Origin of the sequence: Pseudomonas sp. SWRI18 (genome assembly GCF_014268345.1) — a bacterium.
Taxonomy (GTDB): Bacteria; Pseudomonadota; Gammaproteobacteria; order Pseudomonadales; family Pseudomonadaceae; genus Aquipseudomonas; species Aquipseudomonas cedrina.
On sequence record NZ_JACCQQ010000003.1, the window covers coordinates 12,918 to 39,824 of the forward strand.

At 60.8% G+C, this 26,907-nt stretch carries 24 protein-coding genes and 1 tRNA gene; 16 read left to right on the forward strand and 9 right to left on the reverse strand.

Annotated features, from left to right (window positions below; translation table 11 throughout):
* Positions 1-117: 117 nt before the first annotated feature.
* Together acpA and H0Z09_RS04840 are read right to left on the reverse strand one after the other, a co-directional pair.
* Entirely contained in the window at positions 118-1,818 is a 1,701-nt protein-coding gene (gene acpA / locus H0Z09_RS04835) for an acid phosphatase (protein WP_186687968.1), read from the reverse strand.
* A 93-nt stretch (positions 1,819-1,911) separates the two neighbouring features.
* Entirely contained in the window at positions 1,912-2,232 is a 321-nt protein-coding gene (locus H0Z09_RS04840; protein ID WP_186687970.1) for a hypothetical protein, read from the reverse strand.
* 271 nt (positions 2,233-2,503) lie between these two features.
* On the opposite strand from H0Z09_RS04840, the gene H0Z09_RS04845 reads away from it, so the two are divergent.
* Positions 2,504-2,794, forward strand: a complete 291-nt coding sequence (locus H0Z09_RS04845; RefSeq protein ID WP_017844503.1) for a nucleotidyltransferase — start codon at positions 2,504-2,506, stop codon at positions 2,792-2,794.
* A gap of 34 nt (positions 2,795-2,828) precedes the next feature.
* Here the strand turns inward: H0Z09_RS04845 and H0Z09_RS04850 are convergent, their stop codons facing one another.
* The gene (locus H0Z09_RS04850; RefSeq protein ID WP_186687972.1) at positions 2,829-4,247 is read right to left on the reverse strand and encodes a TIGR00366 family protein; all 1,419 of its coding nucleotides are present in this window, start codon (positions 4,245-4,247) and stop codon (positions 2,829-2,831) included.
* Between the two features lie 185 nt (positions 4,248-4,432).
* Here H0Z09_RS04850 and H0Z09_RS04855 point away from each other — a divergent pair, with 185 nt between their 5' ends.
* Together H0Z09_RS04855 and H0Z09_RS04860 are read left to right on the forward strand one after the other, a co-directional pair.
* Positions 4,433-5,722: an MFS transporter gene (locus tag H0Z09_RS04855; protein ID WP_186687975.1), complete on the forward strand. Its 1,290-nt coding sequence runs from the start codon at positions 4,433-4,435 to the stop codon at positions 5,720-5,722.
* Between the two features lie 118 nt (positions 5,723-5,840).
* Positions 5,841-6,425, forward strand: a complete 585-nt coding sequence (locus H0Z09_RS04860; protein ID WP_186687978.1) for a flavin reductase family protein — start codon at positions 5,841-5,843, stop codon at positions 6,423-6,425.
* A gap of 22 nt (positions 6,426-6,447) precedes the next feature.
* Here H0Z09_RS04860 and H0Z09_RS04865 read toward each other — a convergent pair whose 3' ends face one another.
* Complete coding sequence (locus tag H0Z09_RS04865; RefSeq protein ID WP_186687981.1) at positions 6,448-7,257, reverse strand: AraC family transcriptional regulator; 810 nt, start codon at positions 7,255-7,257, stop codon at positions 6,448-6,450.
* A gap of 141 nt (positions 7,258-7,398) precedes the next feature.
* Here H0Z09_RS04865 and H0Z09_RS04870 point away from each other — a divergent pair, with 141 nt between their 5' ends.
* Complete coding sequence (locus H0Z09_RS04870) at positions 7,399-8,037, forward strand: LysE family transporter (RefSeq protein WP_186687984.1); 639 nt, start codon at positions 7,399-7,401, stop codon at positions 8,035-8,037.
* Positions 8,038-8,194: 157 nt separating this feature from the next.
* Here H0Z09_RS04870 and pgeF read toward each other — a convergent pair whose 3' ends face one another.
* Together pgeF and ggt are read right to left on the reverse strand one after the other, a co-directional pair.
* The gene (gene pgeF / locus H0Z09_RS04875; RefSeq protein WP_076951033.1) at positions 8,195-8,917 is read right to left on the reverse strand and encodes a peptidoglycan editing factor PgeF; all 723 of its coding nucleotides are present in this window, start codon (positions 8,915-8,917) and stop codon (positions 8,195-8,197) included.
* 27 nt (positions 8,918-8,944) lie between these two features.
* Positions 8,945-10,756 carry a gamma-glutamyltransferase gene (ggt, locus tag H0Z09_RS04880; RefSeq protein ID WP_346656779.1) on the reverse strand — a complete coding sequence of 604 codons (1,812 nt, stop codon included), beginning with the start codon at positions 10,754-10,756 and terminating at the stop codon, positions 8,945-8,947.
* Between the two features lie 162 nt (positions 10,757-10,918).
* On the opposite strand from ggt, the gene H0Z09_RS04885 reads away from it, so the two are divergent.
* Positions 10,919-15,259 carry an AvrE-family type 3 secretion system effector gene (locus H0Z09_RS04885; protein ID WP_186687995.1) on the forward strand — a complete coding sequence of 1,447 codons (4,341 nt, stop codon included), beginning with the start codon at positions 10,919-10,921 and terminating at the stop codon, positions 15,257-15,259.
* Positions 15,260-15,333: 74 nt separating this feature from the next.
* Here the strand turns inward: H0Z09_RS04885 and H0Z09_RS04890 are convergent.
* Positions 15,334-15,410 (reverse strand) — tRNA-Met (locus H0Z09_RS04890).
* Between the two features lie 192 nt (positions 15,411-15,602).
* Positions 15,603-16,154 (reverse strand): RNA polymerase sigma factor, encoded by a 552-nt coding sequence (locus H0Z09_RS04895; RefSeq protein ID WP_076951036.1) that lies wholly within the window; start codon positions 16,152-16,154, stop codon positions 15,603-15,605.
* Between the two features lie 262 nt (positions 16,155-16,416).
* Here H0Z09_RS04895 and sctW point away from each other — a divergent pair, with 262 nt between their 5' ends.
* From sctW to sctU, 11 genes are read left to right on the forward strand one after another with little or no spacing between them, the layout of a single operon-like run.
* Complete coding sequence (gene sctW / locus H0Z09_RS04900; protein WP_186687998.1) at positions 16,417-17,481, forward strand: type III secretion system gatekeeper subunit SctW; 1,065 nt, start codon at positions 16,417-16,419, stop codon at positions 17,479-17,481.
* Positions 17,478-19,571, forward strand: coding sequence for a type III secretion system export apparatus subunit SctV (gene sctV, locus H0Z09_RS04905; RefSeq protein WP_186688001.1), 2,094 nt, complete (start codon positions 17,478-17,480; stop codon positions 19,569-19,571). The genes sctW and sctV overlap by 4 nt, the downstream gene beginning before the upstream one ends.
* A gap of 34 nt (positions 19,572-19,605) precedes the next feature.
* Positions 19,606-20,505, forward strand: coding sequence for an FHA domain-containing protein (locus H0Z09_RS04910; protein WP_186688609.1), 900 nt, complete (start codon positions 19,606-19,608; stop codon positions 20,503-20,505).
* Positions 20,502-21,860 carry a FliI/YscN family ATPase gene (locus H0Z09_RS04915; protein WP_186688004.1) on the forward strand — a complete coding sequence of 453 codons (1,359 nt, stop codon included), beginning with the start codon at positions 20,502-20,504 and terminating at the stop codon, positions 21,858-21,860. Before H0Z09_RS04910 ends, H0Z09_RS04915 begins: the two co-directional genes overlap by 4 nt.
* A complete protein-coding gene (locus tag H0Z09_RS04920) occupies positions 21,847-22,275 on the forward strand; it encodes a YscO family type III secretion system apparatus protein (protein WP_186688007.1) in 429 nt (142 codons plus the stop codon). Before H0Z09_RS04915 ends, H0Z09_RS04920 begins: the two co-directional genes overlap by 14 nt.
* Positions 22,272-22,730 carry a type III secretion system HrpP C-terminal domain-containing protein gene (locus H0Z09_RS04925; protein WP_186688010.1) on the forward strand — a complete coding sequence of 153 codons (459 nt, stop codon included), beginning with the start codon at positions 22,272-22,274 and terminating at the stop codon, positions 22,728-22,730. The genes H0Z09_RS04920 and H0Z09_RS04925 overlap by 4 nt, the downstream gene beginning before the upstream one ends.
* Entirely contained in the window at positions 22,727-23,740 is a 1,014-nt protein-coding gene (locus tag H0Z09_RS04930; protein WP_186688013.1) for a FliM/FliN family flagellar motor switch protein, read from the forward strand. Before H0Z09_RS04925 ends, H0Z09_RS04930 begins: the two co-directional genes overlap by 4 nt.
* Complete coding sequence (sctR, locus tag H0Z09_RS04935) at positions 23,737-24,390, forward strand: type III secretion system export apparatus subunit SctR (RefSeq protein ID WP_186688016.1); 654 nt, start codon at positions 23,737-23,739, stop codon at positions 24,388-24,390. Before H0Z09_RS04930 ends, sctR begins: the two co-directional genes overlap by 4 nt.
* A gap of 7 nt (positions 24,391-24,397) precedes the next feature.
* A complete protein-coding gene (sctS, locus tag H0Z09_RS04940) occupies positions 24,398-24,661 on the forward strand; it encodes a type III secretion system export apparatus subunit SctS (protein WP_186688020.1) in 264 nt (87 codons plus the stop codon).
* Between the two features lie 10 nt (positions 24,662-24,671).
* The gene (sctT, locus tag H0Z09_RS04945) at positions 24,672-25,460 is read left to right on the forward strand and encodes a type III secretion system export apparatus subunit SctT (RefSeq protein ID WP_186688023.1); all 789 of its coding nucleotides are present in this window, start codon (positions 24,672-24,674) and stop codon (positions 25,458-25,460) included.
* Positions 25,457-26,554, forward strand: coding sequence for a type III secretion system export apparatus subunit SctU (sctU, locus tag H0Z09_RS04950; RefSeq protein WP_186688026.1), 1,098 nt, complete (start codon positions 25,457-25,459; stop codon positions 26,552-26,554). Before sctT ends, sctU begins: the two co-directional genes overlap by 4 nt.
* On the opposite strand, the gene H0Z09_RS04955 is transcribed toward sctU, so the two are convergent.
* Positions 26,555-26,902 carry a transcriptional regulator gene (locus tag H0Z09_RS04955; protein WP_186688029.1) on the reverse strand — a complete coding sequence of 116 codons (348 nt, stop codon included), beginning with the start codon at positions 26,900-26,902 and terminating at the stop codon, positions 26,555-26,557. It abuts the gene before it with no gap.
* Positions 26,903-26,907: the final 5 nt, after the last annotated feature.

The window sequence follows — 26,907 nt, forward strand, 5'->3', positions numbered from 1 at the left end:
TTTCCTTGTCAGCGAAAGCCCGTCTGCGCGGGGTGAAAGCCCACCTCCACACAGTAGCGGCTGACCAGCAAAGGCGCGTTATAAATCATCAGGCATGTCGTTATTGGATAAGAAAACCTACAGGCTGAACTGCAAGGCGTTGCTCAAGTCGCCCATGGGTTTCTGGCCGCGGGCAATCATCGCGTCATCCCGCTGCTTGAGGCCGTCCAGTGTTTCCAGCTGGAATATGCGGGTGATCAGGCGCAGGATTGAAGCCGTGTCATACACCGTATGGTCCACCGTGCCTTTGCGCGCGAACGGCGACACCACCAGCGCCGGAACCCGCGTGCCCGGGCCCCACCGGTCACCTTTGGGCGGTGCGACGTGGTCCCACCAGCCGCCGTTTTCATCGACGGTCACCACCACCACCATGTTTGGCCACTGCGGGCTTTCTTGCAGCACCTTCAAGGCCCGCACGATATGACGGTCGCCCGAGGCGACGTCGGCATAGCCCGCGTGCATGTTCAGGTTGCCCTGGGGCTTGTAGAAGGTGACGGCGGGCAACTTGCCAGCTTGGGCATCGGCAAAGAATTTGTTGGTAACGGCCTCATCACCCAAGCCGCCATCGCGCAAGCGCTTGTCGCGCTCGGCGCGGTTCTGCGGGCCCTGTTGCTTGAAGTAGTTGAACGGCTGGTGGTGATACTGGAAGTTCGGAATCTTCGGAATGCCGCCCGAATCCTTGAATTGGTCCAGGGTCGCTTGCCATGCGCCGGCGTACCACGCCCAGTCGACGTTGTTTTTCGACAATTTGTCGCCGATGTGTTCGTGGGTCTGCGGCACCAGCACGTTGGGCAGGTCCGGTTTGGAATAATCCGGGTTTTGCGGGTCGCGAATCCAGGTCGGCCAGTAGGGCGGCGCCAGGGTGTTCACCGCGTAGCCATCCGGCGTCAGGGCGCTGGGGCCGAACTGCGGCGGCCCCGTCATTGCGCTGGCCGGGGACGTGTCCAGCGGTTTGAGGCGCGGGTCGTTGGGGTCATCGCTTTGCAGCGTGGCGATCTGCGCTTTGGCCACCGATTGAGCGGCATTCGGATAAACCGGCGCGGTAGCGCTGATCAGGTATTGGTGATTGAGGAACGAGCCACCAAAGGCCCCCTGGAAGAAGTTGTCGCAGAGCACGAACTCCTTGGCCACGTCCCACAGGCGCAGGGAATAACGACTCTGGGCGTAATGGCCCATCACCAGGCCGCCGGAATCGGCCCAGGCCACGAAGTTGTCGTTCTTGCCGCCGTTGATCTGCATCTGGTTCTGATAGAACACGTGCCACAAGTCGCGGGTGACCAGGCTCAAGGGCAGGTCTTCGGCGTTGGGGCCCTTGAGCGCGAACGGTGCGTTGGGCAGGTTTTCCTGGAATTGCGCTCCACTGGCATAGGTCACCCCGTCCACCGTCTGCGGGCCGACTTGCAACACCCCACCCCAGACAGGCGGCAGGGTGTTCAGTACGCTGGCGTCACGGTCGCGTTGCTGTGCGTCGGCGGGGGACAGTGCAGACAGCGGTTTCTCCACGCCGGGGAAATCGGCGAACAGATTGTTGAAGCTGCGATTCTCGGCGTAGATCACCACCACCGTTTTCACCTGCTCGCGCAAGGCCTTGTCCAGTTCTTGCGGGGTAAGCGGCCGCGCGTCCGGTTTGCCGGGCGTTTCGCTGGTATTGCCGCAGGCGCTCAAGGTTGCGCCGACCCCCAATACCGCGGCGCCCCCCAGGAAACGCCGGCGACTGGTGTCTACCGGCGGTTGGCCCGCGGCATCGGAGGAAGAGCGGTCTTCGTGATCGTCACTCATTGCGGGGAGTTCCTGGCGAGTTGTTGCAAGATGTTTCGCAGGACGGTAGCAATGGAATGTGACGGATCGAAGACAGAGATTTGAATCAGCCGATCACAGCAGGCGCAGCGCCAACTGGCTGCCGGCACGCAAGTACTCCACCTGCGCCGTCACCGCGTCCTTCACGATGGCCTCGCCGGTGCCGGTGAGCTTGGCCTTTTTGGAATCAATGACACTGGTCTGCAATAGCTGCATGGCCACGTCGATCGATTTCTGAAAGGCGGTCACGTTGTTATGCAGGCCGAACTCCTTGATAACGGTGGCCATGCGGCGATCGGCATCGTCCCGCAAGGCCCTGTACTCAGTGACCGAGACGTGATCGTCCTTGTAGATTTCAGTGATTAATTCTTCCAGCGATTTGGATAGCGGCGTCATCGGATTGTCCTTGATGGCTGTGGATGGGAATCCGAATCAGGTTAATCAAAGGTCTTGGCGGGGGGAGTCAGGGGTTGCCGTCGATTCAAGTGCGATAAGCCCATATGTTGATTCAGAAAAGTGACTTTCAAGCTTGTCGATTAATACTGGCTCAGATGTTTCAACGAATTTTGCCGAATCTCCCGGATACCTCATCTGAGCGTTACGCATATGTCTACAGCCGGCTGGCGCTGCTAGACTGGATCGATACTGGACATCATCGAGGCGAACCGTGAAACCTTCAACCGCCCTTGACCTACAGCGGGCCGCCGTCAGAGAAGTCGTCGGTCGTTTCCGCATCTCAAACCCCAGAGTATTTGGGTCTGTGTTACTGGGAACCGACCAAGAAGGCAGCGATCTGGATTTATTAGTCGATGCTCCGCCGGGAACCACGCTTTTTGATCTCGGTGGACTTCAGGTAGAGCTTGAGGATCTGCTTGGCGTCAATGTGGATTTACTGACGCCTGCCGATTTACCTTTGAAGTTTCGCGCAAAAGTCTTGGCCGAGGCGCGTCCGGTATGACAGCGAACCGTACAACAGGTGCTTCAACCGTTGATTAAGGCATCACCGGCGGCAAATACTTCAACGTCGTCCCCAGCGCCCACAGCAGGAACAACACCAGCGGCGTATGCACCAGCAACTGCACGAACGAAAACCCGATCAAGTCCCGCGCCTTCAAGCCCAATACCCCCAGCAGCGGCAGCATATAGAACGGGTTGATCAGGTTCGGCAGTGCCTCGGCCGCGTTGTAGATCTGCACCGCCCAGCCCAGGTGGTATTGCAGGTCATTGGCGACTTGCATCACATAGGGCGCTTCGATGATCCATTTGCCACCGCCCGAGGGGATAAAGAAACCCAGCACCGCCGAGTACACGCCCATCAGCAGCGCGTAGGTGTCGTGAGAGGCGATGGAGGTGAAGAAGGTCGAAATGTGGTGGGCCAGGGTCTGGCCGTCGCCGCCCTTGACCACGGTCATCAGCGCAGCGATCGACCCGTAGAGCGGGAACTGGATCAGCACGCCGGTGGTGGTTGGCACCGCTCGGGCGACGGCGTCGAGGAAGCTGCGCGGGCGCCAGTGCAGCAGGGCACCCACCATGATGAACAGGAAGTTATAGGTGTTCAGCCCCGAGATCGCGCTGATCGCCGGCTTGGTCGAGAACTCATGGAACAGCCAACCGGCCGCCAGGCAAGCCAGCAGGATGGTCAGCAGCGGGCTGTGTTCCAGCCATTCGCCCGGCCGGGTCGGCGCTTGTATCTTGGGCAGGTTGAACGCGGGGTCTACCCCACAGGCCTTGGCGTCGCGCGCGCTGTTCGGGCCGGGCGCGGTGGCGTAGGCGATGATCAGCGACACCACGATCAGCGCCAGCAACAGCACGCCGGATTGCCACAGGAAAATGGTGTCAGTGAACGGGATCACGCCTGTAATCGACAGGATCGACGGCGGCAGGCTGGCGGGGTTGGCCTGCAACTGCGCGGCCGACGACGACAGCCCCAATGCCCACACCGCACCCAGCCCCAGATAGGCCGCGGCACCGGCAGCGCGGTAATCCATGCGCAAATCAGTACGACGCGCCAGCGCCCGCACCAGCAAACCGCCGAACACCAGGGACAGGCCCCAGTTCAGCAAGGACGCGACCATGGAGATCAGCGCCACCCAGGCAACGGCCGACCGGCCGTTCTTCGGGATACGCGCCAGGCGATCAATCAGCTTTACGGCTGGCGGCGAGCTGGCGACCACATAACCACCGATCACCACAAACGCCATTTGCATGGTGAAGGGGATCAGGCTCCAGAACCCGTCGCCAAAGGCCTTGGCCGCCTCGGCGGGTGCGGCGCCCATGCCGAGGGTCGCCACGGCGACAATGATCACGGCGAGGGCGGCAAACACCCAGGAGTCTGGAAACCAGCGTTCGGCGAAGTTGGAGCAGCGCAGGGCAAATCGGGCATAGCGGCTTTCTTCGATAGCATCGGGCACGAGTCTTTCCTCTTGTCTTTATTATGGTGTTGGCAGTTTCACGGCATGTTCCGCTACCGCCCTTGATATGGGAATGCAGTTATCTTCATCGATCCATGAGGAAAACAAATATATCTGTCGTGATTGCCATCACTTGTCTCAGCTCATAACCTGCACGCCATTTTGTTTGTCTGCCGAGCCTCCACATGACTGCCACCCTTTCCTCACAGGCGCAGCGTTTTTCCCGCTCCGACTACAAAACCCTGGGCCTGGCCGCCCTGGGCGGTGCCCTGGAAATCTACGATTTCATTATCTTCGTGTTTTTCGCGCTGACCCTGAGCCAACTGTTCTTCCCGCCCGAAATGCCCGAGTGGCTGCGCCTGCTGCAAAGCTTCGGCATCTTCGTCACCGGCTACCTGGCGCGTCCGCTGGGCGGCATCCTGATGGCGCATTTCGCCGATCACCTGGGACGCAAGCGTGTGTTCAGCCTGAGCATCCTGATGATGGCGTTGCCCTGCCTGTTGATCGGGATCATGCCCACCTACGCGCACATCGGCTATTTCGCGCCGCTGATCCTGCTGGCGCTGCGCGTGCTGCAAGGCGCGGCAGTGGGCGGAGAAGTGCCCAGCGCCTGGACCTTCGTTGCCGAACACGCTCCTGCCCATCATCGCGGTTACGCCCTGGGCTTCCTGCAAGCCGGCCTGACGTTCGGCTACCTGCTCGGTGCACTCACTGCCACCTTACTGGCGCAAGTCTTCACCCCCGCCGAAATCCTCGACTACGCCTGGCGCTTTCCCTTCCTGTTGGGCGGTGTGTTTGGCGTGATCGGCGTATGGCTGCGACGCTGGCTCAGCGAAACCCCGGTATTCCTCGACATGCAGGCCCGTCGCCAGGCAGCCGCCGAGCTGCCGTTGCGCACCGTATTGCGTGACCACCGCGCCGTGTTGCTGCCGGCGATGATCCTCACCTGCGTACTCACCTCGGCCGTGGTGGTGCTGGTCGTCATTACCCCCACCATGATGCAGAAAACCTTCGGCATGAGCCCCAGCCACACTTTTGCTCTGAGTGCCTTGGGCATCGTGTTCCTGAATATCGGCTGCGTACTCGCCGGGTTACTGGTCGACCGCATCGGTGCCTGGCGCGCGGTACTCGTCTACAGCCTGTTGCTGCCGATGGGGATTGCGGTTCTGTACGCCAGCCTCATCAGCGGCGGCGTATGGCTGGGCGCGGCGTATGCCTTGGCCGGGCTCGGTTGCGGCGTGGTGGGCGCGGTGCCGTCGGTGATGGTCGGGTTGTTTCCGGCGCAGGTGCGCGTGTCGGGAATCTCCTTCACCTACAACATCGCCTACGCACTATGGGCCAGCACCACACCGCTGCTGTTGATTGCACTGATGCCGACCAGCCCGTGGATCTGCGTGATTTATTGCTCGGTGATGGGGACGGTGGGGGTGGTGAGCGTGGCGTTGTTTGGCAAGCGCCACACGTTAAAGGCCTGAGCCTTGAGTCAAGAAGTGCCAAAGCAGCAACGTACCGGACCCCGTCATGCTCCGATACTCGCGCGCCGGGGTCATCGGGTATCGTAGGGTTTATTTTTTCTGCAGAGTCTTTTCAACCATGAGCCCAGCCCATCACCGTCGCCCCGTTCCGCTGTCCAAGGCCTACCGCTTGCTCAACCACGGGCCGACCGTGCTGGTGAGCGCCGCCCACAACGGCCGGCGCAACATCATGGCGGCCGCCTGGGCGATGCCGCTGGACTTCGAGCCGCCGAAAGTCGCCGTGGTGTTGGACAAGGCCACCTGGACGCGCCAATTGCTTGAAGGCGCCGGCACATTCGTGCTTCAGGTGCCCTGTGCGGCACAGGCCGATCTGGTGCAGACGCTGGGTAATACCACCGGTGCCGAAACCGACAAGTTCGCTGCATACGGCTTACAGACATTCATCGGTGAACATACCGAGGCGCCCTTGCTGGAAGGTTGCGTGGCCTGGCTGGAGTGTCGTCTGTTGCCCGAGCCTCATATCCAGCAGACCTACGATCTGTTCCTGGGCGAAGTGGTCGCGGCGTATGCCGACGAACGTGTATTCAGCGAAGGCCGTTGGCACTTCGAAGGCCATGATCAACGGCGCACCTTGCACCATGTGGCGGGCGGGCATTTCCTCACAATTGGCCAGCCGATTGATGGGCATCAGCTTCCACACTGACGGCCCCCTCCCAGCGGTTCTGTCAGCGCCCGAGCATCTTCACCCAACGCGAAGGCGGCATGCCATAGGTGCTGCGAAATTGTCGGGTCATATGGCTCTGGTCGGTGAAGCCAGCGGTCAACGCCGCATCAACCAGCGATTGGCCCTGGGCCAGCAGGCTGCGCACCAGGTCCAGCCGGCGCATGGTCAGATAGCGATAGGGGCTGGTGCCGAACAGCACGCGAAAATCCCGCGACAGGGCCCAGCGGTCGCGGCCGGCGTGGTCGGCCATTTCATCCAGGGTGATGCTGCGACCCAGGGCGCCGTGGATGAATTCCCGGGCGCGCTCGGCGGCAACGTAGTCGAAGGTCTTGCGGCTGACGATGCCCCCCGAAACGTTGCTCAGCGCGTGGGCCAGGTCGAACAGTGCGTCCTGCTCCTGCAACGGGTCGAGGGGATTATCCAGGTTTTGCAGCAGCACTTCGCTGGCACGGAACAGCCTGGGGTCAGTGGATAGGCCATTGGGGATAAACGGCAACGGCTTGCCGCCAAGGATCTGCTGGATCAGTGACGGTTCCACGTAAATCATCCGGTATTTGAAGCCTTCGTCGCTGCCTGCGTGGCCGTCATGGGTTTCATCGGGGTGCAGCACCATGGTGGTGCCGGGCAGGCTGTGGATCATGGCGCCGCGATAGTGAAAACTCTGCACGCCCGTCAGTGTGCGCCCGATGGCGTAAGTGTCATGTCGGTGCGGATCGAAGGCGAAGCCGGCAAAGTACGCCTCGATCCGGTCCAGGCCGCTGGCATGCGGGGCGCGGTGCAGCCAGTCGAGGGTGGCGGTGGGTTTGCCCATGGTGACTTGTCACAAAAAGGAAGTTGGAAGCACGTTAGCCCAGTCTACAACCCTTGTCTGCGGGAGGCTTGTACGATTGTGCAGGGCGGGTACCAGGCCTATGATCGCCTTTCGTGTCTTGTGCTGATGGAGCTGCCTGCCATGGAATTTTTCAACCCCGCCTACGTGGCGCCCCTGGTTTCGCTGGCTTTGCTGTGGACGGTGGCGGTAGTGACGCCCGGCCCCAACTTTTTCAATACGGCGCAATTGGCCGCGAGCTGTTCGCGCCGCCATGGTGTGGTGGCGTCGGCGGGTGTGGCCACCGGTACAGTCATGTGGGGGCTGGCGGGCGGCCTGGGCATCAAGTCGCTGTTTACCGCGGCACCGATGTTGTACCTGGCGTTCAAGATCATCGGCGGCTGCTACCTGATTTACCTTGGGCTGAAACTGTTCAAGCGCTCGGCGCCGGCCATGGGCCAGAGTGTGCTGCCGGATCAACCCCGGCGCTCGCTGTTTTCCGCCTGGCGCCTGGGTCTGCTGGGTAACCTGTCCAACCCCAAGGCGGCCCTGTTTGTTGCCACCATCTTCGCCTCCACCATGCCGCCATCACCGTCGCCGATGCTGCTGACCCTGGCGGTGATCACCATGGCTACCTTGTCGTTCAGTTGGTATTCCTGCGTGGCCCTGGTGTTTTCCAGCGAGCGCATGGCCGATTTCTATAGCCGCTCGCGCAAGTGGCTCGACCGCTTTGCCGGGAGTTGCTACATGCTCTTCGGTGCACACCTGGTGGCGAATCGCTGACCGTGCATGGTAGTGAGCGGGCTTGCCCCGCGCTGGGTGGCGTAGCCGCCCCAACCAGGCGACCCGGCTCTACCTGGAGGTCGGCGGTGGCTTTAACGGGGCGGCTTCGCCACCCAGCGCGGGGCAAGCCCGCTCACTACAGAAGACCGCGTGTTTATCAAGGGCTGAGCGCAATCCACGAATAGATCAGCGTCTTCATTTCTTCCGGGTGATGCGTCCTGCGACGGTAGCTGGCAAACGCTGGTGAAGTGCAGTAAGTACACATTTCACTCACCTCGATCTGCTCCCGCCGAAGGCCCGCCGCCTGCAGCAACATCACCCCATACCCGCTCAAATCGAACCACGCACTTCCTTCTTGCCTGGCATGGGGCGGTGCTATTTCGGGTGACAGCAGCGGCGTCGGTTGCGCAGTGGTCCACGGCGCTGGGCCATCGCGCCACAAGTGACCCTGGTCCGCCTGGAGCCGGGCAACAAACTCTGCGCTGACTTCATAGCAGCATGGCTTGATCGACGGCCCGACCGCTACTCGCAACTGGTCCGTGGCAATGCCTGCATCGGTAAAGCGCTTGACGGCATTGGCGATTATCCCCGCCTGCAAGCCCTTCCAACCGCCATGCACAGCGGCTACCTTCTCGCCGTTTTGCGAGGCAATAAGTATGGGCAAACAATCGGCGGTGATCACCGCGATTGGCTGATGCTCACTCGTAAACACCCCATCCGCTTGTACCGTATTGGGCTGCAGGCCCGCTTGCCATTTAATCACCGAAGCGCTGTGCACCTGTTTGCAGATGAACACCTCTGCCGGGCGCAGCGGATCATTGATCGAACAAAAACCGTGGTCGATGCCAAGGATGGCACCGAGATTATCTGCCTGCTGCACGGGCGCTTTCTCCGTTGGATGAAATGTTCAGTCGCCGACCGCTTCGCCTTCACGCCTTGGGTCGGCGCCGCCGATCAGCGACACCTTGCCCTGGGCGTCCCGTGTTCGAACGATGGCCTGGATGCCGCTGGTCATCTCGATCTCGTTCAGCGCATGGCCTTTGTCCTTGAGTGCCTGTTTCAACGCAGGGCTGAACAGACCGGTTTCCAATTCGGTTGCGCCGTTGCGGCTGCCGAAGTTGGGTAGGCCTATTGCGGCTTGCGGGTCGAGTTTCCAGTCAAGCATCGCCACCAGGGACTTGCTCACGTACTCGATGATCTGCGAGCCGCCGGGCGAGCCGAGCGTGGCCAGCAACTCGCCGCTCTTGCGGTCGAACACCAGCGTCGGTGCCATGGCCGAACGCGGGCGTTTGCCCGGCTCGACACGGTTGGCCACGGGCTGGCCATCTTCCGCGGGAATGAACGAAAAGTCGGTCATCTGGTTGTTGAGCAAGAAGCCCTGAACCATGACATGGGCGCCAAACGCCGCTTCCACTGTCGTGGTCATCGACACGGCGCCGCCCCTGTCATCCACCGCCACCACTTGCGAGGTGGAGATGCGCAGTGGCGAACGATCCGGCGCGTACGCCACCTGGATGCCCGCAGGCAAGCCCGGCTTGGCGATACCCATGCTGCGCTCGCCGATTAACGCAGCGCGCTTGGCCAGATAGTCCGGGGCGATGAGGCCGGCGACCGGCACCGGGACAAAATCGGCGTCGGCAACGTAGAGCGCGCGATCAGCGAAGGCCAGGCGACCCGCTTCGGCCAGCAGGTGCACGGCGTCGGCTGTCGGCTCAAGGCTGGCCGGCGATGGGCTTTTCACCGGTTGCATCGCGGCGATGGCCAGCGCCGGGTCGCGGGCTTGCAGCGCCTGCAAGGTACCCAGGATTTGCGCGATAGCGACCCCGCCCGATGACGGCGGCGGCATGCCGCAGACTCTCCACTGCCGGTAGTCCGTGCACAGCGGCATGCGCTCCTTGGCTGTGTAGCCCTTCAGGTCCGCGAGCGACAGGCTGCCCGCGTTGCGATGGCCTTGCACTTTACGTGCGATCTCATCGGCAATCGGCCCGCGGTACAGCGCATCCGGCCCTTCCTTGGCAATGCGTTTGAACACGCTTGCCAGCGCCGGATTTTTCAACAGCGTACCGGTGGCTTTCGGGGTGCCATCGGCATTCAGGAAGTACGCGGCCATTTCGGGCGATTGCACGATATAGCGATCCGCCGCGATCAGGCTGTGCAGGCGCGCAGAAATGGCGAAACCCTGTTCCGAGAGCCGGATCGCCGGTTCGAACAGCTTGGCCCACTGCAGTCGGCCGGTTTTTTTGTGCGCCAGTTCGAGCGCCCGCAATACGCCAGGCGTGCCGACTGAACGGCCGCCTATCTGCGCCTCGGCAAACGTCATCGGTTTGCCGTCGGCCGTCAGGAACAACCGTTCGGTCGCCCCGGCCGGTGCGGTTTCACGGCCGTCATAGGCGTGCACGTTTGCGCCGTCCCACAGCATGATGAACGCACCGCCGCCGATGCCGGAGGACTGCGGTTCCACCAGGGTCAGCACCGCTTGCATCGCGATCGCCGCATCAATCGCCGAACCGCCCTGGCGCAACATCTCGCGCCCGGCTTCGGCGGCCAGTGGGTTGGCGGCAGCAGCCATATGGCGCTCGGCGTGGCGGGGGGCGAGGTTGGCGCGATAGCCCGAACCCAGCTCCGGTGCCGGCGGTTGCTCAGCGATGGGGGGGTGGCAGCCGACCAGAGCCAGGGCTATGGCAATCATCGGCAGTTGACGGTGGGAAATTGAAAGCACGCGGTGAACTCCGTTCATGTTGAGAATGTTCTGGCCTTTCCATGAGGACTTTACCGCAGCAGAGGATCGGGCGTTCCGGGGTGATTTGTTTTTCTTCACTGGAACCAACGCAATGCAGGTGCCCACAAGTCAACTGTGATCAATCTGATTCCGGAGTCTGTTATGCATAGAAAATTAGACGGTATCAAGTCGCTGCATGACGTTATCGAGCCCTCGTTCAAGCCGGTTAAAAACGATAATTCGACTTCCAATCAAGCTGCTGTGCCCGTCATGGCGCAACCCCACTATCAATCGCTGAACGCCGCTTCAATGCTTTGCAATATCCGCCTGGAGGGCGGGCGCTTGGAGCCTGACGGGAGCTTGGTCGGGCGCGATATCGCCAGCCACCTCAACGCGCCGGACAAGCACTATGTGGCTGACGGCAGCCCTGTCGTGGGCAGCAACACATTGCGTTTCAAGGACGAGCGACATCACCTGTTTCATATTCAGCCCACGCCGGCCGTTGCGGCGGTCTTTAAAAGCAGCCTGCCTGACACGGCCGGTGGCGAAGGTTCGGTAGCGTCTTTAAGCACTCCCGGCCGGGCGCATCTGGGGAGCATCAGTGGTGTGCAAACAACCGCAGAGGGCAAACAGTTTCGGCTGGAGGAAGGGCGTCTTTATCGTTTTGAGCCGCTCGCCCTGTCCTGGTTGCCCGACGCCGATAACCAGGCGTACAGCCGTCTCGGGCTGACGCGTGAGGGGCAGTTGTTGAAGACCCCCCAGGGTTCGCTGGACAGCAGCGCAGAGGGGCGCGCCTCGGTCGTGTTGAGTCAGGCACAGGGCGCGTCGGTTGTGCATGTTCATGGCGCAGACTCGGCAGTGGTACGTCCGGTTGATGAAAACGGCGCACCTGTACAGCTCGCGCGAATCGGCTTGGCTGGCAATGCGTTGTATGGCGCGACGGTCGACGGTGAACTGCTGCGTGCGGATGTGCGCCTGGCGCGCGACGGCGTGTTAGCGATGACGGGGCAATCGCTCGAATCAATGGAGCAGGCGTTAAAGGGCGCCGTGCGTGTCGAGGGGTTCTTTCATGATGACACCGGGCAGCTTAACGTTCAGGTTCGCGATGCCCGTCGGCAATTGCACAGCTCGCCCTTGGGTGAGGCTAACGGACTGCGCCCGCAGTGGAACCTGAGCGACGTGTGGGTCAAGGGCATCGAGAAAGGCCTGCCCTTGCCCAGCCAGCAGGCGCTGACGACGGCGATTGATCTTGGACAGCGGGGCAAGGTTGCGTTTGATTCCGGCAAATTGTTGAGCTGGGATCCACGAGCGCAACGCTGGGACAACACCGCGCAACAGAACGTGGCTCATCTGGAGCGTGGGCTGGACGGACGTGCCTACGCGCTGCAAGAGGGACAACTCAAAGCTGTGACGATCCAAAAAGTGCGTGATCCGGTCTTTGAGGGCGCCAGCTATGAATTAAGTACGCTTCCCAAGCCACGTCCCAATGTCTCACTGGTTGAGGTGCTCGCCGGGAACTCCCGGAATCCCGTCCGCGGCTTCGCTGTAGCCGACGGCCGCAATTTTGTAACCGTCAATAAAGACCATCAACTCCAGGTCTGCGTGGATGGGGTGGTCAGCCCATTGCGGCTTTCACCTGCTCTGGCGATAAAAACGCTGGCGCTCGATCATGAAGCCAATCTCTATACGCACACTCAAGACGGTGGGCTATTCAGGTTGGATCGCCAGGCCTGGCAGGGCAGCGACGGCGCCGCACATAACTGGACCAAGCTTGAGTTGCCGGAGCGACAGTCTTTGGAATCCTTGCGAATGGGGGCCGACAAGCACCTGATTGGCGGCTGGGACAAGCAATTCCATCGATTGGACAAGGCGGCCCCGAATGCACTGGAGTGGGGGCCATTGAGATCGGCGACGCAGGTACCGTTATTGGCCGATACCTTGACGGCCTCTAAAATGCGCAGGCCGGTATCAGACGGCGCGCTGACGGTGGGCAGCAATGTGATGGGGCAAACCCGTGAAGGTGTGCCGCTCAAACGCAGTTTTTTCCAAGGCATCAACGCCCACTTTCACCCCTTGGAGGCCCTTGGTGAGAAAGGCAAATCCATTCAACATTACGTTAAAGGGCGCCGGGGACTGGAGGACGTTTACGCTGCCGATAAGCAACTGCACCAACAGCTCAAACCCCTCTCCAAAACCAGGCCTGTTGCCACTGACCTGAGCGCTCGCCTGATGGCTTTGAGCGAATCCGGACCGCGGCAAGCGTTGGCCAAACAGCTCAGCCAGGCGTTGGCCAAGGTAGAAGACAGCAGTCAGTCAAGCGCCCGCTTGTTGGGGGATGTACATGGACTGACATTTGACCCACAGCCCACGCTGAGTCGAACGATGCCGAGCGCTGAATCGGCGCTGCACCAACTGTATGAAGCATTCAAACGGGTTACGCCTTCGCCGGGAAAATCAACGGCCGCTCTATTGGCCAACTTCGAAGGGCAAGGCTTGATGCTGCCCGAGTGGAAGCCGGAGCGTAAGCGAGATCTCGGTCACCCGTCGGCAATCATCGAGGCCGACCTGATTCACCATGCCGATACGCTAAAGCAACTGGCCGATATCGCCGAGGAGCTCGACAGCGTATCCGGTAATAGCCCAAGTGCCTTGAAAAGAATTCAAGCGTCGGCGGAGTCGGTGATGAGGGGGTTTGAAGAGAACCCGATCCATAAGCTGTCCAGCCAGAATATCGCCAGTTACGAGCAGGCCGAATCCCTGTATGACAACTTCAAGCTCTTGGCCAAAGATCTTGGAACACCAGGATCGGCCTTGCACTGGCACCTTTCGAGTCTGCTGGGATTGCCCGTCGATGCATCCATCAAGGATGCAATGACCCACCAGGTGCAGCAGCTGGACAGCGGCCAGACCCTCAGCCCCAGCCGGACCCAAGGCAAAAGCCTGGGGTTGATGGTGACCGGAATAAAACCTGTGGCGCCGGTGGAGTTTTTTCTGGGGGCCTCCAAGTCGCATACCCATGGCGTAAGTATCAGCCGTACCGACACAGGCGCGAGGGTGGAGATCAGCACGGACAACATGCGGCGCCTGGCCAGCTCTGTAGCCTCGGGTGTGACGTTAGGCCGAGGGGGTGGTGCCGTGGGGCCAGGCTTGCGGGTTGCGGGTGAGTTGACGGCTGCCGTTGCCAAGAACAAAAGCTCCAGCATCGGCTTTGACGTGAAGGAGGCGGACCTCGGCAAGATGATGTCGATCCTGATGGGGCAGGCTGGTGGTTTGCGCGACTTACTGGCGCTGGGAGAGAAACACGCGGCCGGCGAAAGCTCGAAATTCAGTGCTGACGTTAATCTGGATGTGCTCGCGCAGTTGCGTTTGATGTATAGCCCGCAGGAGGACATTGCTGAATTGGACTCGGTGATACGCGCCGGTATCGGGGTGGTAGGTAACCTTAACGTTGCGCACGCGGACAAGAGCCAATCCACCACGCGCTCTGCAACGGGCACCAGCCACGGCGAGGGAAGCAGTGCGCAATGGCTGAGACAGGGGGGGGTGGGGGCCAACTTCGCGCCGATCAATGCGCTGGCGCTGGGCAGCGCCGAAGCCGGCGGGCCAGCGACGGCCGCTTTTGCTTTGCCGGAAGTATCAGTCATGGTGAAACTTGATCGTGGGCAGTCACAGGCCTTCAGTTTTTCTTTCAAGGCGCCGCAATCGGTGACTCAATCTCAGATCGACGGCATTCAGCACAGCCTGTCACGCTATTCACCACAATTCAGACGGGACTTGGCCGGCACTGATCCGTCGGGTGCGCAGGGATCTGTGGGTGAACAACTGGCTACGTTGCAACGTTTTCTGACGACTCATCCGCCTTTGGCGACAAAGCCGGATGACTATTACGCTATCAGCCAGGCGCTGGACATGCTAATGACCCAGCAGGACCTGATGAATGGCGGTCTACGTCAGTTGGCGTCGGTCGAGTCCTCTGTTACACGTGTGGGGTTGCGTGACAATGGGCGGTATGGCTGGCTGGACGATGTCGCGCCGGCGAACAAGACAGCCATCGTAGAGTGGCTTCAGGATGACCCACAGTTTGCCCAGATAATCGAGCAGCTGCAGCGGGGCGACGGCACCTCAGTAAGGCTGGGCATGGAGCTCAAGCCAGAGATTCTGCGTACGATCGAACGTAGCCACCTTGCAGGTGAACGGACCGAGTCCTTGATCAAGCGTGCGCTGAGTGATCCCGGCAACCTGCGGGTCAAAAGCATGAGCATGAGCTATACCGCCAGCCAGTCACATGCCATGTCGGTGCCAGCCATGACGAATCTCAGTTTTTCCAGCAGCGCTACGCTCAGTCACACTCACAAACATGTCAACGTGGACTTCGAGTACGGGGCGAATGCGGATAAGCCGTTGCGAATGAACTTGAACGACACCTTGAATCCCTTGCCACGTCCTGATCTGACGATTGACTTGGCGGATCAGCGTATAAGGACGCCGAATTCCGTTGCATGAAGGGCCGCTACGGGGAGGGGGTGGCAACGGGCATAAAAAAACGGCCTACCTTTCGGTAAGCCGTTTTTAGTACTTGGTGGCTACACAGGGACTTGAACCCCGGACCCCAGCATTATGAATGCTATGCTCTAACCAACTGAGCTATGTAGCCAAGTGGCGCGCATTATTCGCGTAGAACGGGAATGCGTCAAGTATTTATTTTGAATTTTTATCTACGCTTTCAACTGTTTAAGGTAAATCGCCAGACTCGGGCGACGAGTGGCCGGCGATTCACCCTGCCGAGTAGCAAAAAAGCCTGATCGCGTTGGGCAGATATCCCTGCCACCCAACGCGGTGCCTGCCTTTAAGGATACTGCGAGTTGTGAGTGGCGCGTTTGAGTTGTTCGCGCGCCCTGGACAGACGCGAACGAACAGTGCCGATAGGAATATCCAGAGCGTCCGCCGTGTCCTGATAGCTGCCGTCAGTTTCCAGCGAGGCGTACAGTGTCTTGCGCATTTCCACCGGCAGATGGTCGATAGCGCTGAGGGTTTTTTCCAGGCGACGGTTGACCTCGAACTCCCAGTCCAGGTTGTGGTTATCGTCCTGCCCATGCCACAAGGCCTCATCGAATTCACAATGCACGGGCTTGGCGTACAGGCGCCTGAAGTGATTGCGGATGAGGTTTTGCGCAATACCGCACATCCAGGTGCTAAGCGTCGCATTGCCGCTGAAACGTTCCCGGTTGCGCCAGGCTTCCAGGTACGTCAACTGCAAAAGGTCATCGGCATCTTCCGGGTTGAGTACGCGCTTGTGAATGAAGCGCCGAAGTTTTTTTTGCTGATCGTCCGTCAGGTGAAGCATGAATTGAGGCGAGCTGCCAACGAGGTGCGCTAAAGCTTCAATAGGGATATTCATGATTATTTCCTTGGAGTAGACGCAGTCGAAAAGGTATCGACGGGAACCCCTTTTGCACTGGCTATGCCAAGGAAATGAACTCAATAACTATTTGATTTATAATGATAAATATCTAGAAATAAGATGATTTTGTGCAGTGATTGGCATAGAGCCCTGAAGCTCTGTGCAAGTCCTTTCAAATTCGTCGTGGGATCCGACGGGATGGAACCGTTTGAGTGGGGCTTGCCACACAGGGAAACACTCTTCCTGTGCAGGTCTGTTCATGAAAGTCGAATCCTCTTCCGATGTGCAAACGGTCCAACTACTGGATCAACCTGCTGTCATCCAGACCTCTACGCCGGTGCCCGTCAATGGTGTGGATGAACTCGCTCACCTGTTCAATCAGGAAGTGGCAAACAACAGTCAGCCGTTGAGTCAGCGCAAGATGAGCGTGCGCGTGCCGCCGATTGAAAAAATGGCGGAGCTGTATCGCCAGTTGGGGCATCCGGCCAAGAAGACCCTGGCAATGATGTCGTTGCTGGCAAGGGAAGCGTTACGCCAGCGCGCTGACGTTAAAGACTTGCTGGAGCTTTCCGAGGGCGACCCCGCGCGCGCGTTCGTCGTCCTGACGCATGTGGCGGCGCAGGCGGACGCCGAGGTGCGACCCTCCGAAGCGGCCTTGGCGCGGGATGCCATCGCCAACCTGGAGGTCCGTTTCAAAGGGGAGATCCAGGCCGGCCTGAACATCGCTCTGGCGCTGCAAGCGGCCAGTGTCGACCCGCAGGAGCGCCAGGCGCTGCGTACGCTCTACTACGCCAGTGTGGTTACACGACAATCGTTGGCGACGATGATGCAAGCGCTGCTGGGGGTGTACGGAGGCGAGCGGTTTGGCGACGGGCTCAGGGTGATGCGAAAAGCCTTGGCGGACGACATCGCGGCCAAGGTGTCTTCAATGCCGACACCTCTGTTGCGCAGCTTGTTACTGGGCCTGCAGAGCTGTGGACAGTTGAGCGGCGTGTTGGCGGGTTGTCATGCGCTGGTCGAGCGCCTGGGTATAGATCACGACGCAGTGAACCTGCTGCAGCGCATGCTGAGTTTCGCCGGCACCGGCATCACAGCGGCTGAAATCCTGCGGATCGGTGATGAGCTGGCGGGCGGCCCTGACGAGCGCAAGTTGGTCTCGCTCAATGCGCTCTACCCCTTGGTCCAGCAATTGCCCCTGGCGTTGTGGCTCGACAGCCGGGTACGCGAAGAAACCCTTCGTAGTTTCCTGGCGGTGATCGGAGAAATGGACCGTATAACGCGCGGCCCTGCACGTTTTCCAGGTGAGCTGGGGGCCATGGCGTGACTGCGCTTTCGGCCATCAACCGCTTTTTGCTCAAGGTGGCGCAGCGCGCCGAAGTATTGGGCGCCGTGGTGGTGATGGCCATCGTATTCATCTTTATCGTGCCGCTGCCCACCTGGCTGGTGGACATTCTGATCGCGCTCAATATCTGCATCTCGTGCCTGCTGATCGTGCTGGCGCTCTACCTTCCGGGCCCCCTGGCATTTTCGTCGTTCCCGTCGATTCTGCTGTTGACCACCATGTTTCGCCTGGCGCTATCGATTGCGACGACGCGCCTGATCCTGCTGGAGCAGGACGCCGGTGACATCGTTGAGGCGTTCGGCAATTTTGTGGTCGGCGGCAACCTGGCCGTGGGGATGGTGATCTTCCTGATCCTGACCCTGGTCAACTTCCTGGTGATCACCAAGGGCTCGGAGCGGGTGGCCGAAGTGGCGGCGCGTTTCAGCCTGGATGCGATGCCCGGCAAGCAAATGTCCATCGACAGCGACCTGCGTGCCGGCCTGATTGACGGCATGCAGGCACGGGACAAACGCGAGCAGTTGTCCCGTGAGAGTCAATTGTTCGGAGCGATGGATGGCGCCATGAAGTTCGTCAAGGGTGACGCCATTGCGGGTTTGATCATAGTCGTGGTCAACCTGTTGGGGGGCTTCTCAACGGGCATGTTCCAACACGGCTTGAGCGCTGCCGATTCAATGGCGCTGTATTCGGTGCTGACCATCGGCGATGGGCTGATCGCGCAGATTCCGGCGCTGCTGATCTCCCTTACCGCCGGCATGATCATCACCCGTGTAGCGCCGGACGGGCGCAGGGGCGTCAGCAACATGGGCGCCGAAATTGCCCGGCAAATGACCAGCGAGCCCAAGAGCTGGATGATCGCCTCCGTGGGGATGCTCGCCTTTGCCGCGGTACCCGGCATGCCTACCGGGGTGTTTGTTCTCATCGCGCTGATCACCGGCAGCCTGGGGTATTACCTGATGCGCCAGCGCCAACGGCAGGAGCAACCCGAAGCAGAAACCGCCGAAGCGGTGCGCCCCGAAGAGAACGGTCGTGAAGATTTGCGCGGGTTCGATCCGTCCAGGCCCTACCTGTTGCAGTTCTCTCCGGTGCTGCGGGGGACCCCTGAAGTGACGGATCTTATTCATTCGATCCGCCAGGCCCGCAATGCGCTGGTCGCCAATATTGGCCTGACACTGCCACCGTTCGAGGTTGAGCTTGATGACTCATTGGCCGACGATGAAATGCGCTTCTGCGTGCATGAAGTGCCGATGGTCAAGGCGTCGGTCGTCAACCATGTGGCGGTTGAGCGCAAGGCCCTGACGGTTGATCCGGAGCACGGCATACCCGGGCTTGCGGAGCGCGATGAGCAGGATTGGCTCTGGCTGGCGCCGGATGATCCGCTGCTCGACGACCCGCAGTTGGAGCGCTTCAGCGCGGCGAGCCTGATCGTTGAGCGCATGAAACAAGCCATGATGCTCAGCGGGCCGCAATTCCTGGGGGTTCAGGAGAGCAAGTCGATCCTCAGTTGGCTGGAGCACAATCAGCCGGAACTGGTTCAGGAACTGCAGCGGATCATGCCGCTGTCGCGCTTTTCGGCGGTGCTGCAACGCCTGGCCAGCGAAGGTGTGCCGTTACGGGCCGTGCGGCTGATTGTCGAGTCGTTGATCGAGTACGGCCAGCATGAACGTGAGCCGGACGCGTTGGCCGATTACGCGCGCATTGCGCTTAAAGCACAGATCTACCACCAGTACAGCGAAGCCGACGGTCTGCATGCCTGGTTATTGTCGCCGCAGACCGAAAACATCCTGCGCGAAGCCCTGCGCCAGACCCAGACCGGGGTGTTCTTCGCCCTGGAGGACGAACATAGCGCGGCGTTGGTCGGGCTGCTCAATCAAGCCTTTTCCGTGCGTCCGAAACTCAAGAGCGTGATGTTGGTGGCGCAGGACTTGCGCAGCCCGCTGCGCACGTTGCTGGTGGAAGAATTCAATCACGTGCCGGTGCTGTCTTTTGCCGAACTGGGCAGCGCCTCCAAGGTCAAGGTGCTGGGACGCTTCGACCTTGGCCAGGACGAGCTGATGCGCGGTGCGGTGGCATGAGGGGCTGGTCATGTCCGGCACGGAAGGTTTGATGATGTTCGAGCTGCGGGTGCTTGATGGGCGCCATCAGGGCGCTGCGCTGCCCTTGTTTGGCGAGCAATGGAGCATCGGCGCCAGCGCCGATTCTGACTTGGTGCTGACCGATCCAGGCATCGCCGAGCAGCATGCGCGGCTGCGACTCATCGATTCGAACTGGTCGGTGCAGGCCGAGGCGGGGTTGTTGCAGGACGCCAATGGTCAGACGTTGGCACAGATCGCACACCTTGCCCTGAACGTCACGTTTTCGGTGGGGAGCGTGCGGCTGTGCGTCACCTCGGCTGATGAGCCCTGGCCGCAGGCGCCAGACCCTGCGCCTTCGGTGCCGCCGCAGGTCAACGAGCCGGTGCGAACGCTTAAGTTATCGACCATCTCGCAATCGCAGCAGAAGCGCCTGATCAGCCTGGTGTTGGTGGTCACGGTCATCTTCATCGTAGTGGGCATGGCGACCACCGGGGAGCCTGGCGCCCAGGCTTCGTTGATGCCGCCCGTGGCGCAGAAACATGAATTGGCCTCGCCCTTTGAGGTGCGCCAGCAGTTGTTGAAGATGCTCAACGAGCGGGAGCTGAGCCAGCGCATCAGCTTGCAAGTGATCAATGGGCAAGTCGCGCTCAGTGGGGACGTGTCACAGGATGACGTGGAGCTGGTTGCGCGCATGCTCAGCCGTTTTGGCGAGCAGTTCGACAGCGCGGTGCCAGTGATCAGCCGTGTTCGCGCACGTGATGGGACGCTGCCGTTCAAGATTGTGCAGATCGTGGGCGGGCCCAATGGCCACGTGGTGCTGGAGGAGGGCAGCCGACTGTTTGTCGGGGATGAAGTGGATGGCCTGCGCCTGGTGCTGATCGACAACAGCAAAGTAATCTTCGATGGCGTTCAACGTTATGAGGTGCGCTGGTGAACGCCGAACTGCAAGCGCGTCTCGACGCCTGGCAGCAGCGCCAGGCCCGATCGTTGGCCACCTTCGCGCCCGTGACGATGCGCGGTCGAATCCAGCGCGTGAATGGCATGTTGCTGCAGTGCCGGCTGCCTCAGGCGCGCATTGGTGATTTGTGCCAGGTAGAAAAAAAGCCTGGCGACTACATGCTGGCGGAAATCATCGGTTTCGATCAGCAGGATGCCGTGCTCAGTGCCTTGGGTAACCTGGAAGGCGTGCAGGTGGGGGCCGGCGTGGAGCGTCTTGGCGTTTCGCATCGGGTTCAGGTCAACGATGCATTGCTGGGCCAGGTGCTGGATGGTTTCGGGCGGCCGATTACGGGGGAAGGCCCCAGTGCGTTTGTCGAGACGCACGTTGCGGACTCCAGCGCGGTGTTGTGCGAAGCGCCTCTGCCCACCGAGCGGCCACGCATCAACCGCGCGCTCGCCACCGGGGTGCGTTCGATCGACGGCTTGCTGACACTGGGCGAAGGCCAGCGTGTGGGCCTGTTCGCCGGGGCCGGCTGCGGCAAGACCACGCTGTTGGCCGAGATCGCCCGTAACGTTGATTGCGATGTCATCGTGTTCGGCCTGATCGGCGAGCGGGGCCGGGAGCTGCGCGAATTTCTCGATCATGAACTCGACGATCAACTGCGCTCCAAAGCGGTACTGGTGTGTGCAACGTCCGATCGTTCCAGCATGGAACGGGCACGTGCAGCCTTTACCGCCACCGCATTGGCTGAAGGTTTCCGGCGCAAGGGGAAACGGGTATTGCTGCTGATTGACTCCCTGACCCGTTTCGCCCGTGCCCAGCGCGAAATCGGCCTGGCCGCCGGCGAACCCCTGGGCCGCGGCGGCCTGCCGCCTTCGGTGTACAGCCTGTTGCCGCGGCTGGTAGAGCGCGCCGGGTTGACCCGTGAAGGTGTGATCACCGCGATCTACACCGTACTGATCGAGCAAGACTCCATGAATGACCCGGTGGCCGACGAGGTTCGCTCGCTGCTCGACGGCCATATCGTGCTGTCCCGTAAGTTGGCCGAGCGTGGGCACTACCCGGCGGTGGACGTGCTGGCGAGCCTGTCGCGAATCTTGAGCAACGTCGCCGAGCCTGCGGATATCCAGGCGGGTACGGCGTTGCGACGTTTGTTGTCGGCCTACCAGCAGATCGAACTGATGCTCAAGCTTGGGGAATACCAGCCGGGCAGCGACGCGCTGACCGACCTGGCCGTGGACAGTCGCCAGGCTGTCGATGGTTTTTTGCGCCAGGACTTGCGTGAGCCCGCATCGATGGAAACCACGCTGGAACACCTTAAGGAGCTGACGGCCAATGTCCCATTCTGACGTGCTGCTCGGTGAGGTCGAGACACTGCGGCGCCTGCGTCGGCACCGGGCTGACCGGGCCGAACGTGCCCTGCGTGAAGCGAAGCGGGCCCAGCAGGCGCTGCTGGCGCATATCCAGCAGGCCCAGGATGCGCTTGAGCAAACCCGGCAGGAGGAAGCCCTGCAAAGTGCACAGCTGCTCAGCCAGCACCAGGGCCAGGTCCTGAGCATGCAGGCCCTGAAATCCTGGGGGACACAGGAGCGTTCGCTGTCTGCCAACACCCGCCGCGAAATGGGCCAGTTGGAGGCATTGAAGGAACAGCGGGAAGAAAAGCAAACCCGCGTCGGCAGTGCCCAAAAACAAGTCACCGAATGCCTGCGTCAGGTGGAAAAACTTCAAGAACTGTCTCTTTTACTGGCGCAGGAGCCGACATGACCCAGGTTTCAGATAAACCCGCTGAACGTCCACGCCTGCGTGAAGCGCGAGAGGACCGTGAGTCGGGAACCGCGGGCGTGGTGCCGGCGGAATTGACGCGGTTATTCGCGCAGTTGTGGACCGATGACGGGGACGGCTCGGGTGCGCACACTTCGCTGTCGAGTTCGAAGGGGGTAGACAGCATTGCCATGATCGAGGCAATTACCGAACACTTGGCACCTCGTATTCAAGCTGTCTCGCAATGGCCGCTTCAGGCCGTGTTGTACGTGCCTCGCCTGGGGCGGATCAACGCCCGCGTGCGCCGCGAGCAGGGCGCCTGGAGTATCGACCTGGAAGCGCAAGAGGATGCGACCGCGCGCTGGCTCAGTGGCGTACGGCAACCCTGTGAGGACCGGCTCGCGGTGGCGCTGGGGCAGCCGGTCAGCCTGCACCTGTCTACTGTCGGCCGCGCATGATAATGCCGCTGCTGAGCTTGCCTGCGGTCAAGGGCGACACGGTTGCCGCGCGTCGTCGACTCGGGCGTGGCCTTTGCCTGCCATTTCAGGTGGCCGAACAGCGTGGTCAATTACGGCTCGAACCGGGCCGTGCTCCCGCAGCGGGCGAGGCTGTGTGCTTCGAAACCGTGTGCGGTGTGCTGGCGCTTGCTGAGGCCGGGCCGTTGCTCAGCCTGTTGGGTGAATGCCCGGTGACGTTGGCCCCATCCGGCAACGATCCGGACTCCTGGTTCTGGGCGCTGTTCCAGCATCACCTGAGCCCTCAGGTAATAGCGCTGCTGGGCTACGTACGATTGCTGGAGGCCCCGCGACCCAAAGCGTTCGGCTGCCGACTCAGCGTGACTCTGGGGCAATCCCGGGTCGAGGGGTATGTGTGGCTGACTCCCGAGAGCTTCCTGACGTTGTGCGAAGCCGGGCCATGGCGTGCTACGGCCGCGCCGCTTCCGGCGTCTTTTCCACTGGCCATCGCGGTGATCCTTGGGCGCGTGCAGTTACCGATCGCGCAAGCCCGCAGCCTGCGGGCCGGTGACGTGCTGGTGCTTGAGCAGACGTTCTTTCGCGCGCAGGGCGATGGCTACCTGCAGCTGGGCACCCGGCGACTGCACGGGTGCATTGACGATGACAGCGGGCCGTTGTGCCTGACCCTTACTTCAATCGAGGACACGTCTGTGGACGAAGAATTCATAGCCCCCCACTACCCTGGGGATGAGGACGGCGAGCCCGTGGTGGATGTATTCGGTCACGAGCCGTTCGATGAGCTGAGCATGGCGTTGAACGTACGCTGCGGCACGCTGAACCTGACCCTGGGTGAGTTGCGCAACCTCGCGCCCGGTGCGGTGCTGGGCATTGCCGGCTACGCGCCGGGCATGGCCGGGCTTTATTACGGCGACCGGCCCATCGGCCAGGGGCAGTTGGTGGAAGTCGACGGGCGGCTGGGCTTGCAGCTGTCCCGTGTGATGTTCGGACGATGATCCTTCAGGGGTTGGACCCCTTAGTCCTGGCGGTATTTCTTGCGGCACTGTCATTGATGCCCATGCTGTTGATCGTCTGCACCGCGTTCTTGAAGATCGTGATTGTGCTGATGATCACCCGTAACGCCATCGGTGTGCAGCAGGTGCCACCGAGCATGGCCATCAACGGTATCGCGCTGGCGACCACGCTATTCATCATGGCACCGGTGGGGTATGAAATTGCCGAGCACGTCAAAGCCTCGCCTTTGGACGTGAGCAACGTGCAAACGCTCCTGCAGACAGGCAATGAAGCCATCAAACCGTTGCGTGCCTTCATGCTGCGCAACATCGACGCGGATGTGCTGACGCACCTGCTGGAAAACACCGCGCGCCTGTGGCCCGCGCAAATGGCGCAGCAAGTGCAGCGCGAGGACCTGATCCTGCTGATCCCGGCATTCGTGCTGTCGCAACTGCAGGCGGGGTTCGAGATCGGCTTCCTGATCTACATTCCTTTCATCGTCATTGACCTGATTGTCTCCAACCTGCTGCTGGCGCTGGGCATGCAAATGGTCTCGCCGATGACGATTTCCCTGCCGCTCAAGCTGCTGTTGTTCGTGATGGTGTCCGGTTGGTCGCGTCTGCTCGACAGCTTGTTCCTCTCCTATCTCTGAGTGGCTTATGGAACCGATCGTGCTATTCAAGCAGGGCATGTTGCTGGTGGTCGTGCTGTCGGCGCCACCGTTGATCGTGGCGGTGATAGTTGGGGTGATGACGTCCCTGGTGCAGGCATTGATGCAGGTTCAGGACCAGACGCTGCCCTTTGGCATCAAGCTGGTGGCGGTAGGGGTCACGCTGATCATGACCGGCCGTTGGATTGGCGTTGAGTTGATCCAGCTGATCAACCTGACGTTCGACATGATCGGCCGTTCGGCCCTGAACTGAGACGCTGCCCGTGCTGCTTTATCTCGAATATCTGCCCAGCCTGGTGATCGGCATGGCGCGTATCTACCCCTGCGGCATCCTGGTGGCGGCGTTCTGTTTTCAACACATACGTGGCATGCCGCGGCATACCCTGGTGATGGTCATGGCGTTGATGCCGGCGCCGGGTATCCACGCCGCGTTGGCGGGCCAGGACTACTCGGCGATGCTGCTGGGTGCGTTGGTGCTCAAGGAGGTGGCCCTGGGGATTTTACTGGGGGTGCTGCTGGCGATGCCGTTCTGGATGTTCGAGTCGGTGGGCGCGCTGCTGGACAACCAGCGCGGCGCCTTGGCGGGGGGGCAGCTCAACCCGTCGCTGGGGCCGGACGCGACGCCGATCGGGCACTTGTTCAAGCAACTGGCAATTTTCCTGTTGATGGTCAGTCTCGGGTTGGGGACGCTGACCCAGGTTATCTGGGACAGTTACCAGATCTGGCCGCCCACTCTGTGGTTTCCACTGCCTGCCGCCAATGGCATGGATGTGTTTGTCGGCCTGCTTGGCGATACCTTCACACACATGCTGCTCTATGCCGCGCCCTTTATCGCGGTGTTGCTGTTGCTGGAATTCGGTATTGCGTTGCTGGGGGTCTACAGTCAGCAATTGCAGGTAAGCACGTTGGCGCCACCGGTCAAATGCCTGGCGGGTATCGGTATCCTGCTGCTGTACTTCGCGCTGCTGCAGGACCTGATCGTCGGGCGCATGGGCTTGCTGGGTGACCTCAAACACTCACTGGGAGTGTTGATCAAGGTCGCTAACCCATGAGTGATTCAGGCGAAAAAAAGCACCCGGCTTCGGCCAAGAAACTGCGTGACCAACGCAAGAAAGGCCAAGTCGCGCAAAGTCAGGATGTGGCAAAACTGATGGTGCTCACGGCCATCAGCGAGATCGCCCTGGCCACCGCCGAAACCAGCTTGCAGCGCTTCCAGCAGTTGATGCTGTTGCCGATATCGCGCCTGGACCAGCCCTTTGTGCGAGCGCTGGAAGAAGTGTTGTTTGAAGGGCTGGGTGTGTTTTTTTCATTCGCTCTGTTGATGGCCGGCGTGGCGATTACCACTAAGCTGATCAGCAGTTGGATGCAGTTCGGACTGTTATTTGCCCCCGAAACCCTGAAACTGGATTTCAACCGTCTCAACCCCATCAGCCAAATCAAGCAAATGTTCTCGGCCCAGCAGTTGATGAACCTGTTGATGAGTGTGGTGAAAGCCTGTCTTATCGGGTTGATTGTGTATGTGGTCGTCCGTCCCTCCTTGAGCACGCTGATCAACCTGGCCACGAGTGATCTGCAGAGTTACATCCTTGCGCTGATCGCGCTGTTCCGCCACCTGCTGCATGTGTGCCTGGGCATGCTGCTGGTACTGGCCCTCATCGACCTGGTCATGGTGAAACACTTTTTCGCCAAGCGCATGCGCATGACCCAGGTGGAGGTCGTCAAAGAGTACAAAGACATGGAAGGCGATCCTCACGTCAAAGGCCAAAGGCGTTCGCTGGCCTATCAACTGGCCCAGGAAGAACCGAAGGTCAAGCTGCCCAAGCTGGAGGAGTCCGACATGCTGGTGGTCAACCCGACACACTTTGCTGTCGCCTTGTATTACCGCCCCGGTAAAACGCCGCTGCCGCTGCTGGTGAGCAAAGGCACGGACGACGAAGCGCGCAAATTGATCCGTCGCGCCAAGGCGGCCGATGTGCCGGTAATCCAGTGTGTATGGCTGGCCCGCACGCTCTACACGAAAAAACTGGGGGCCAGTATCCCCCGGGAAACCTTGCAGGCCGTGGCTCTGATCTACCGCACCCTGCGTGAGCTGGATGATGAAGCCAAGCGCGAAACCCTGGAGCTGCCCGAGCTTGAGCAGCGTTGATCAGCGACTTGTGGGCGAGTCCAGCGTTTGCAAATTGGCCAGCGACAGCATCCGGCTGAGGATCCTGTCGAGCTCACTGGTGTTTGCCGGCATGGCGTGCCAGATCACCAGGGCGTGCTGGGCGTCGAGGTAGACAAAACAGCCGTCGAACGCCAAAGCCTGCTCAAAGCGTCGTTCCAATACACGCTGCAATTGCCCGGCCTGCACGGCTTCGCGAGCCACCTGCAGGGCCAGTCCCGGCCGGTTTCCCGCATGCAATGCGCAGACCTTGATCCCTTGCGCGAGGGGCAGGTGAGCGGCAGTGCCGCTCATCAGAGCGTCCAGGAATACCTGGCGTTGATCGGACATAGGTT

What these genes read in the sequence shown, in the direction of transcription:
- acpA (WP_186687968.1), bottom strand. Translation starts at nt 1,818, where the DNA reads ATGAGTGACGATCACGAAGACCGCTCTTCCTCCGATGCCGCGGGCCAA.
- H0Z09_RS04840 (WP_186687970.1), bottom strand. Translation starts at nt 2,232, where the DNA reads ATGACGCCGCTATCCAAATCGCTGGAAGAATTAATCACTGAAATCTAC.
- H0Z09_RS04855 (WP_186687975.1), top strand. Translation starts at nt 4,433, where the DNA reads ATGACTGCCACCCTTTCCTCACAGGCGCAGCGTTTTTCCCGCTCCGAC.
- H0Z09_RS04860 (WP_186687978.1), top strand. Translation starts at nt 5,841, where the DNA reads ATGAGCCCAGCCCATCACCGTCGCCCCGTTCCGCTGTCCAAGGCCTAC.
- H0Z09_RS04865 (WP_186687981.1), bottom strand. Translation starts at nt 7,257, where the DNA reads ATGGGCAAACCCACCGCCACCCTCGACTGGCTGCACCGCGCCCCGCAT.
- H0Z09_RS04870 (WP_186687984.1), top strand. Translation starts at nt 7,399, where the DNA reads ATGGAATTTTTCAACCCCGCCTACGTGGCGCCCCTGGTTTCGCTGGCT.
- H0Z09_RS04885 (WP_186687995.1), top strand. Translation starts at nt 10,919, where the DNA reads ATGCATAGAAAATTAGACGGTATCAAGTCGCTGCATGACGTTATCGAG.
- H0Z09_RS04895 (WP_076951036.1), bottom strand. Translation starts at nt 16,154, where the DNA reads ATGAATATCCCTATTGAAGCTTTAGCGCACCTCGTTGGCAGCTCGCCT.
- sctW (WP_186687998.1), top strand. Translation starts at nt 16,417, where the DNA reads ATGAAAGTCGAATCCTCTTCCGATGTGCAAACGGTCCAACTACTGGAT.
- H0Z09_RS04910 (WP_186688609.1), top strand. Translation starts at nt 19,606, where the DNA reads ATGTTCGAGCTGCGGGTGCTTGATGGGCGCCATCAGGGCGCTGCGCTG.
- H0Z09_RS04920 (WP_186688007.1), top strand. Translation starts at nt 21,847, where the DNA reads ATGTCCCATTCTGACGTGCTGCTCGGTGAGGTCGAGACACTGCGGCGC.
- H0Z09_RS04925 (WP_186688010.1), top strand. Translation starts at nt 22,272, where the DNA reads ATGACCCAGGTTTCAGATAAACCCGCTGAACGTCCACGCCTGCGTGAA.
- H0Z09_RS04930 (WP_186688013.1), top strand. Translation starts at nt 22,727, where the DNA reads ATGATAATGCCGCTGCTGAGCTTGCCTGCGGTCAAGGGCGACACGGTT.
- sctR (WP_186688016.1), top strand. Translation starts at nt 23,737, where the DNA reads ATGATCCTTCAGGGGTTGGACCCCTTAGTCCTGGCGGTATTTCTTGCG.
- sctS (WP_186688020.1), top strand. Translation starts at nt 24,398, where the DNA reads ATGGAACCGATCGTGCTATTCAAGCAGGGCATGTTGCTGGTGGTCGTG.
- sctU (WP_186688026.1), top strand. Translation starts at nt 25,457, where the DNA reads ATGAGTGATTCAGGCGAAAAAAAGCACCCGGCTTCGGCCAAGAAACTG.
- H0Z09_RS04955 (WP_186688029.1), bottom strand. Translation starts at nt 26,902, where the DNA reads ATGTCCGATCAACGCCAGGTATTCCTGGACGCTCTGATGAGCGGCACT.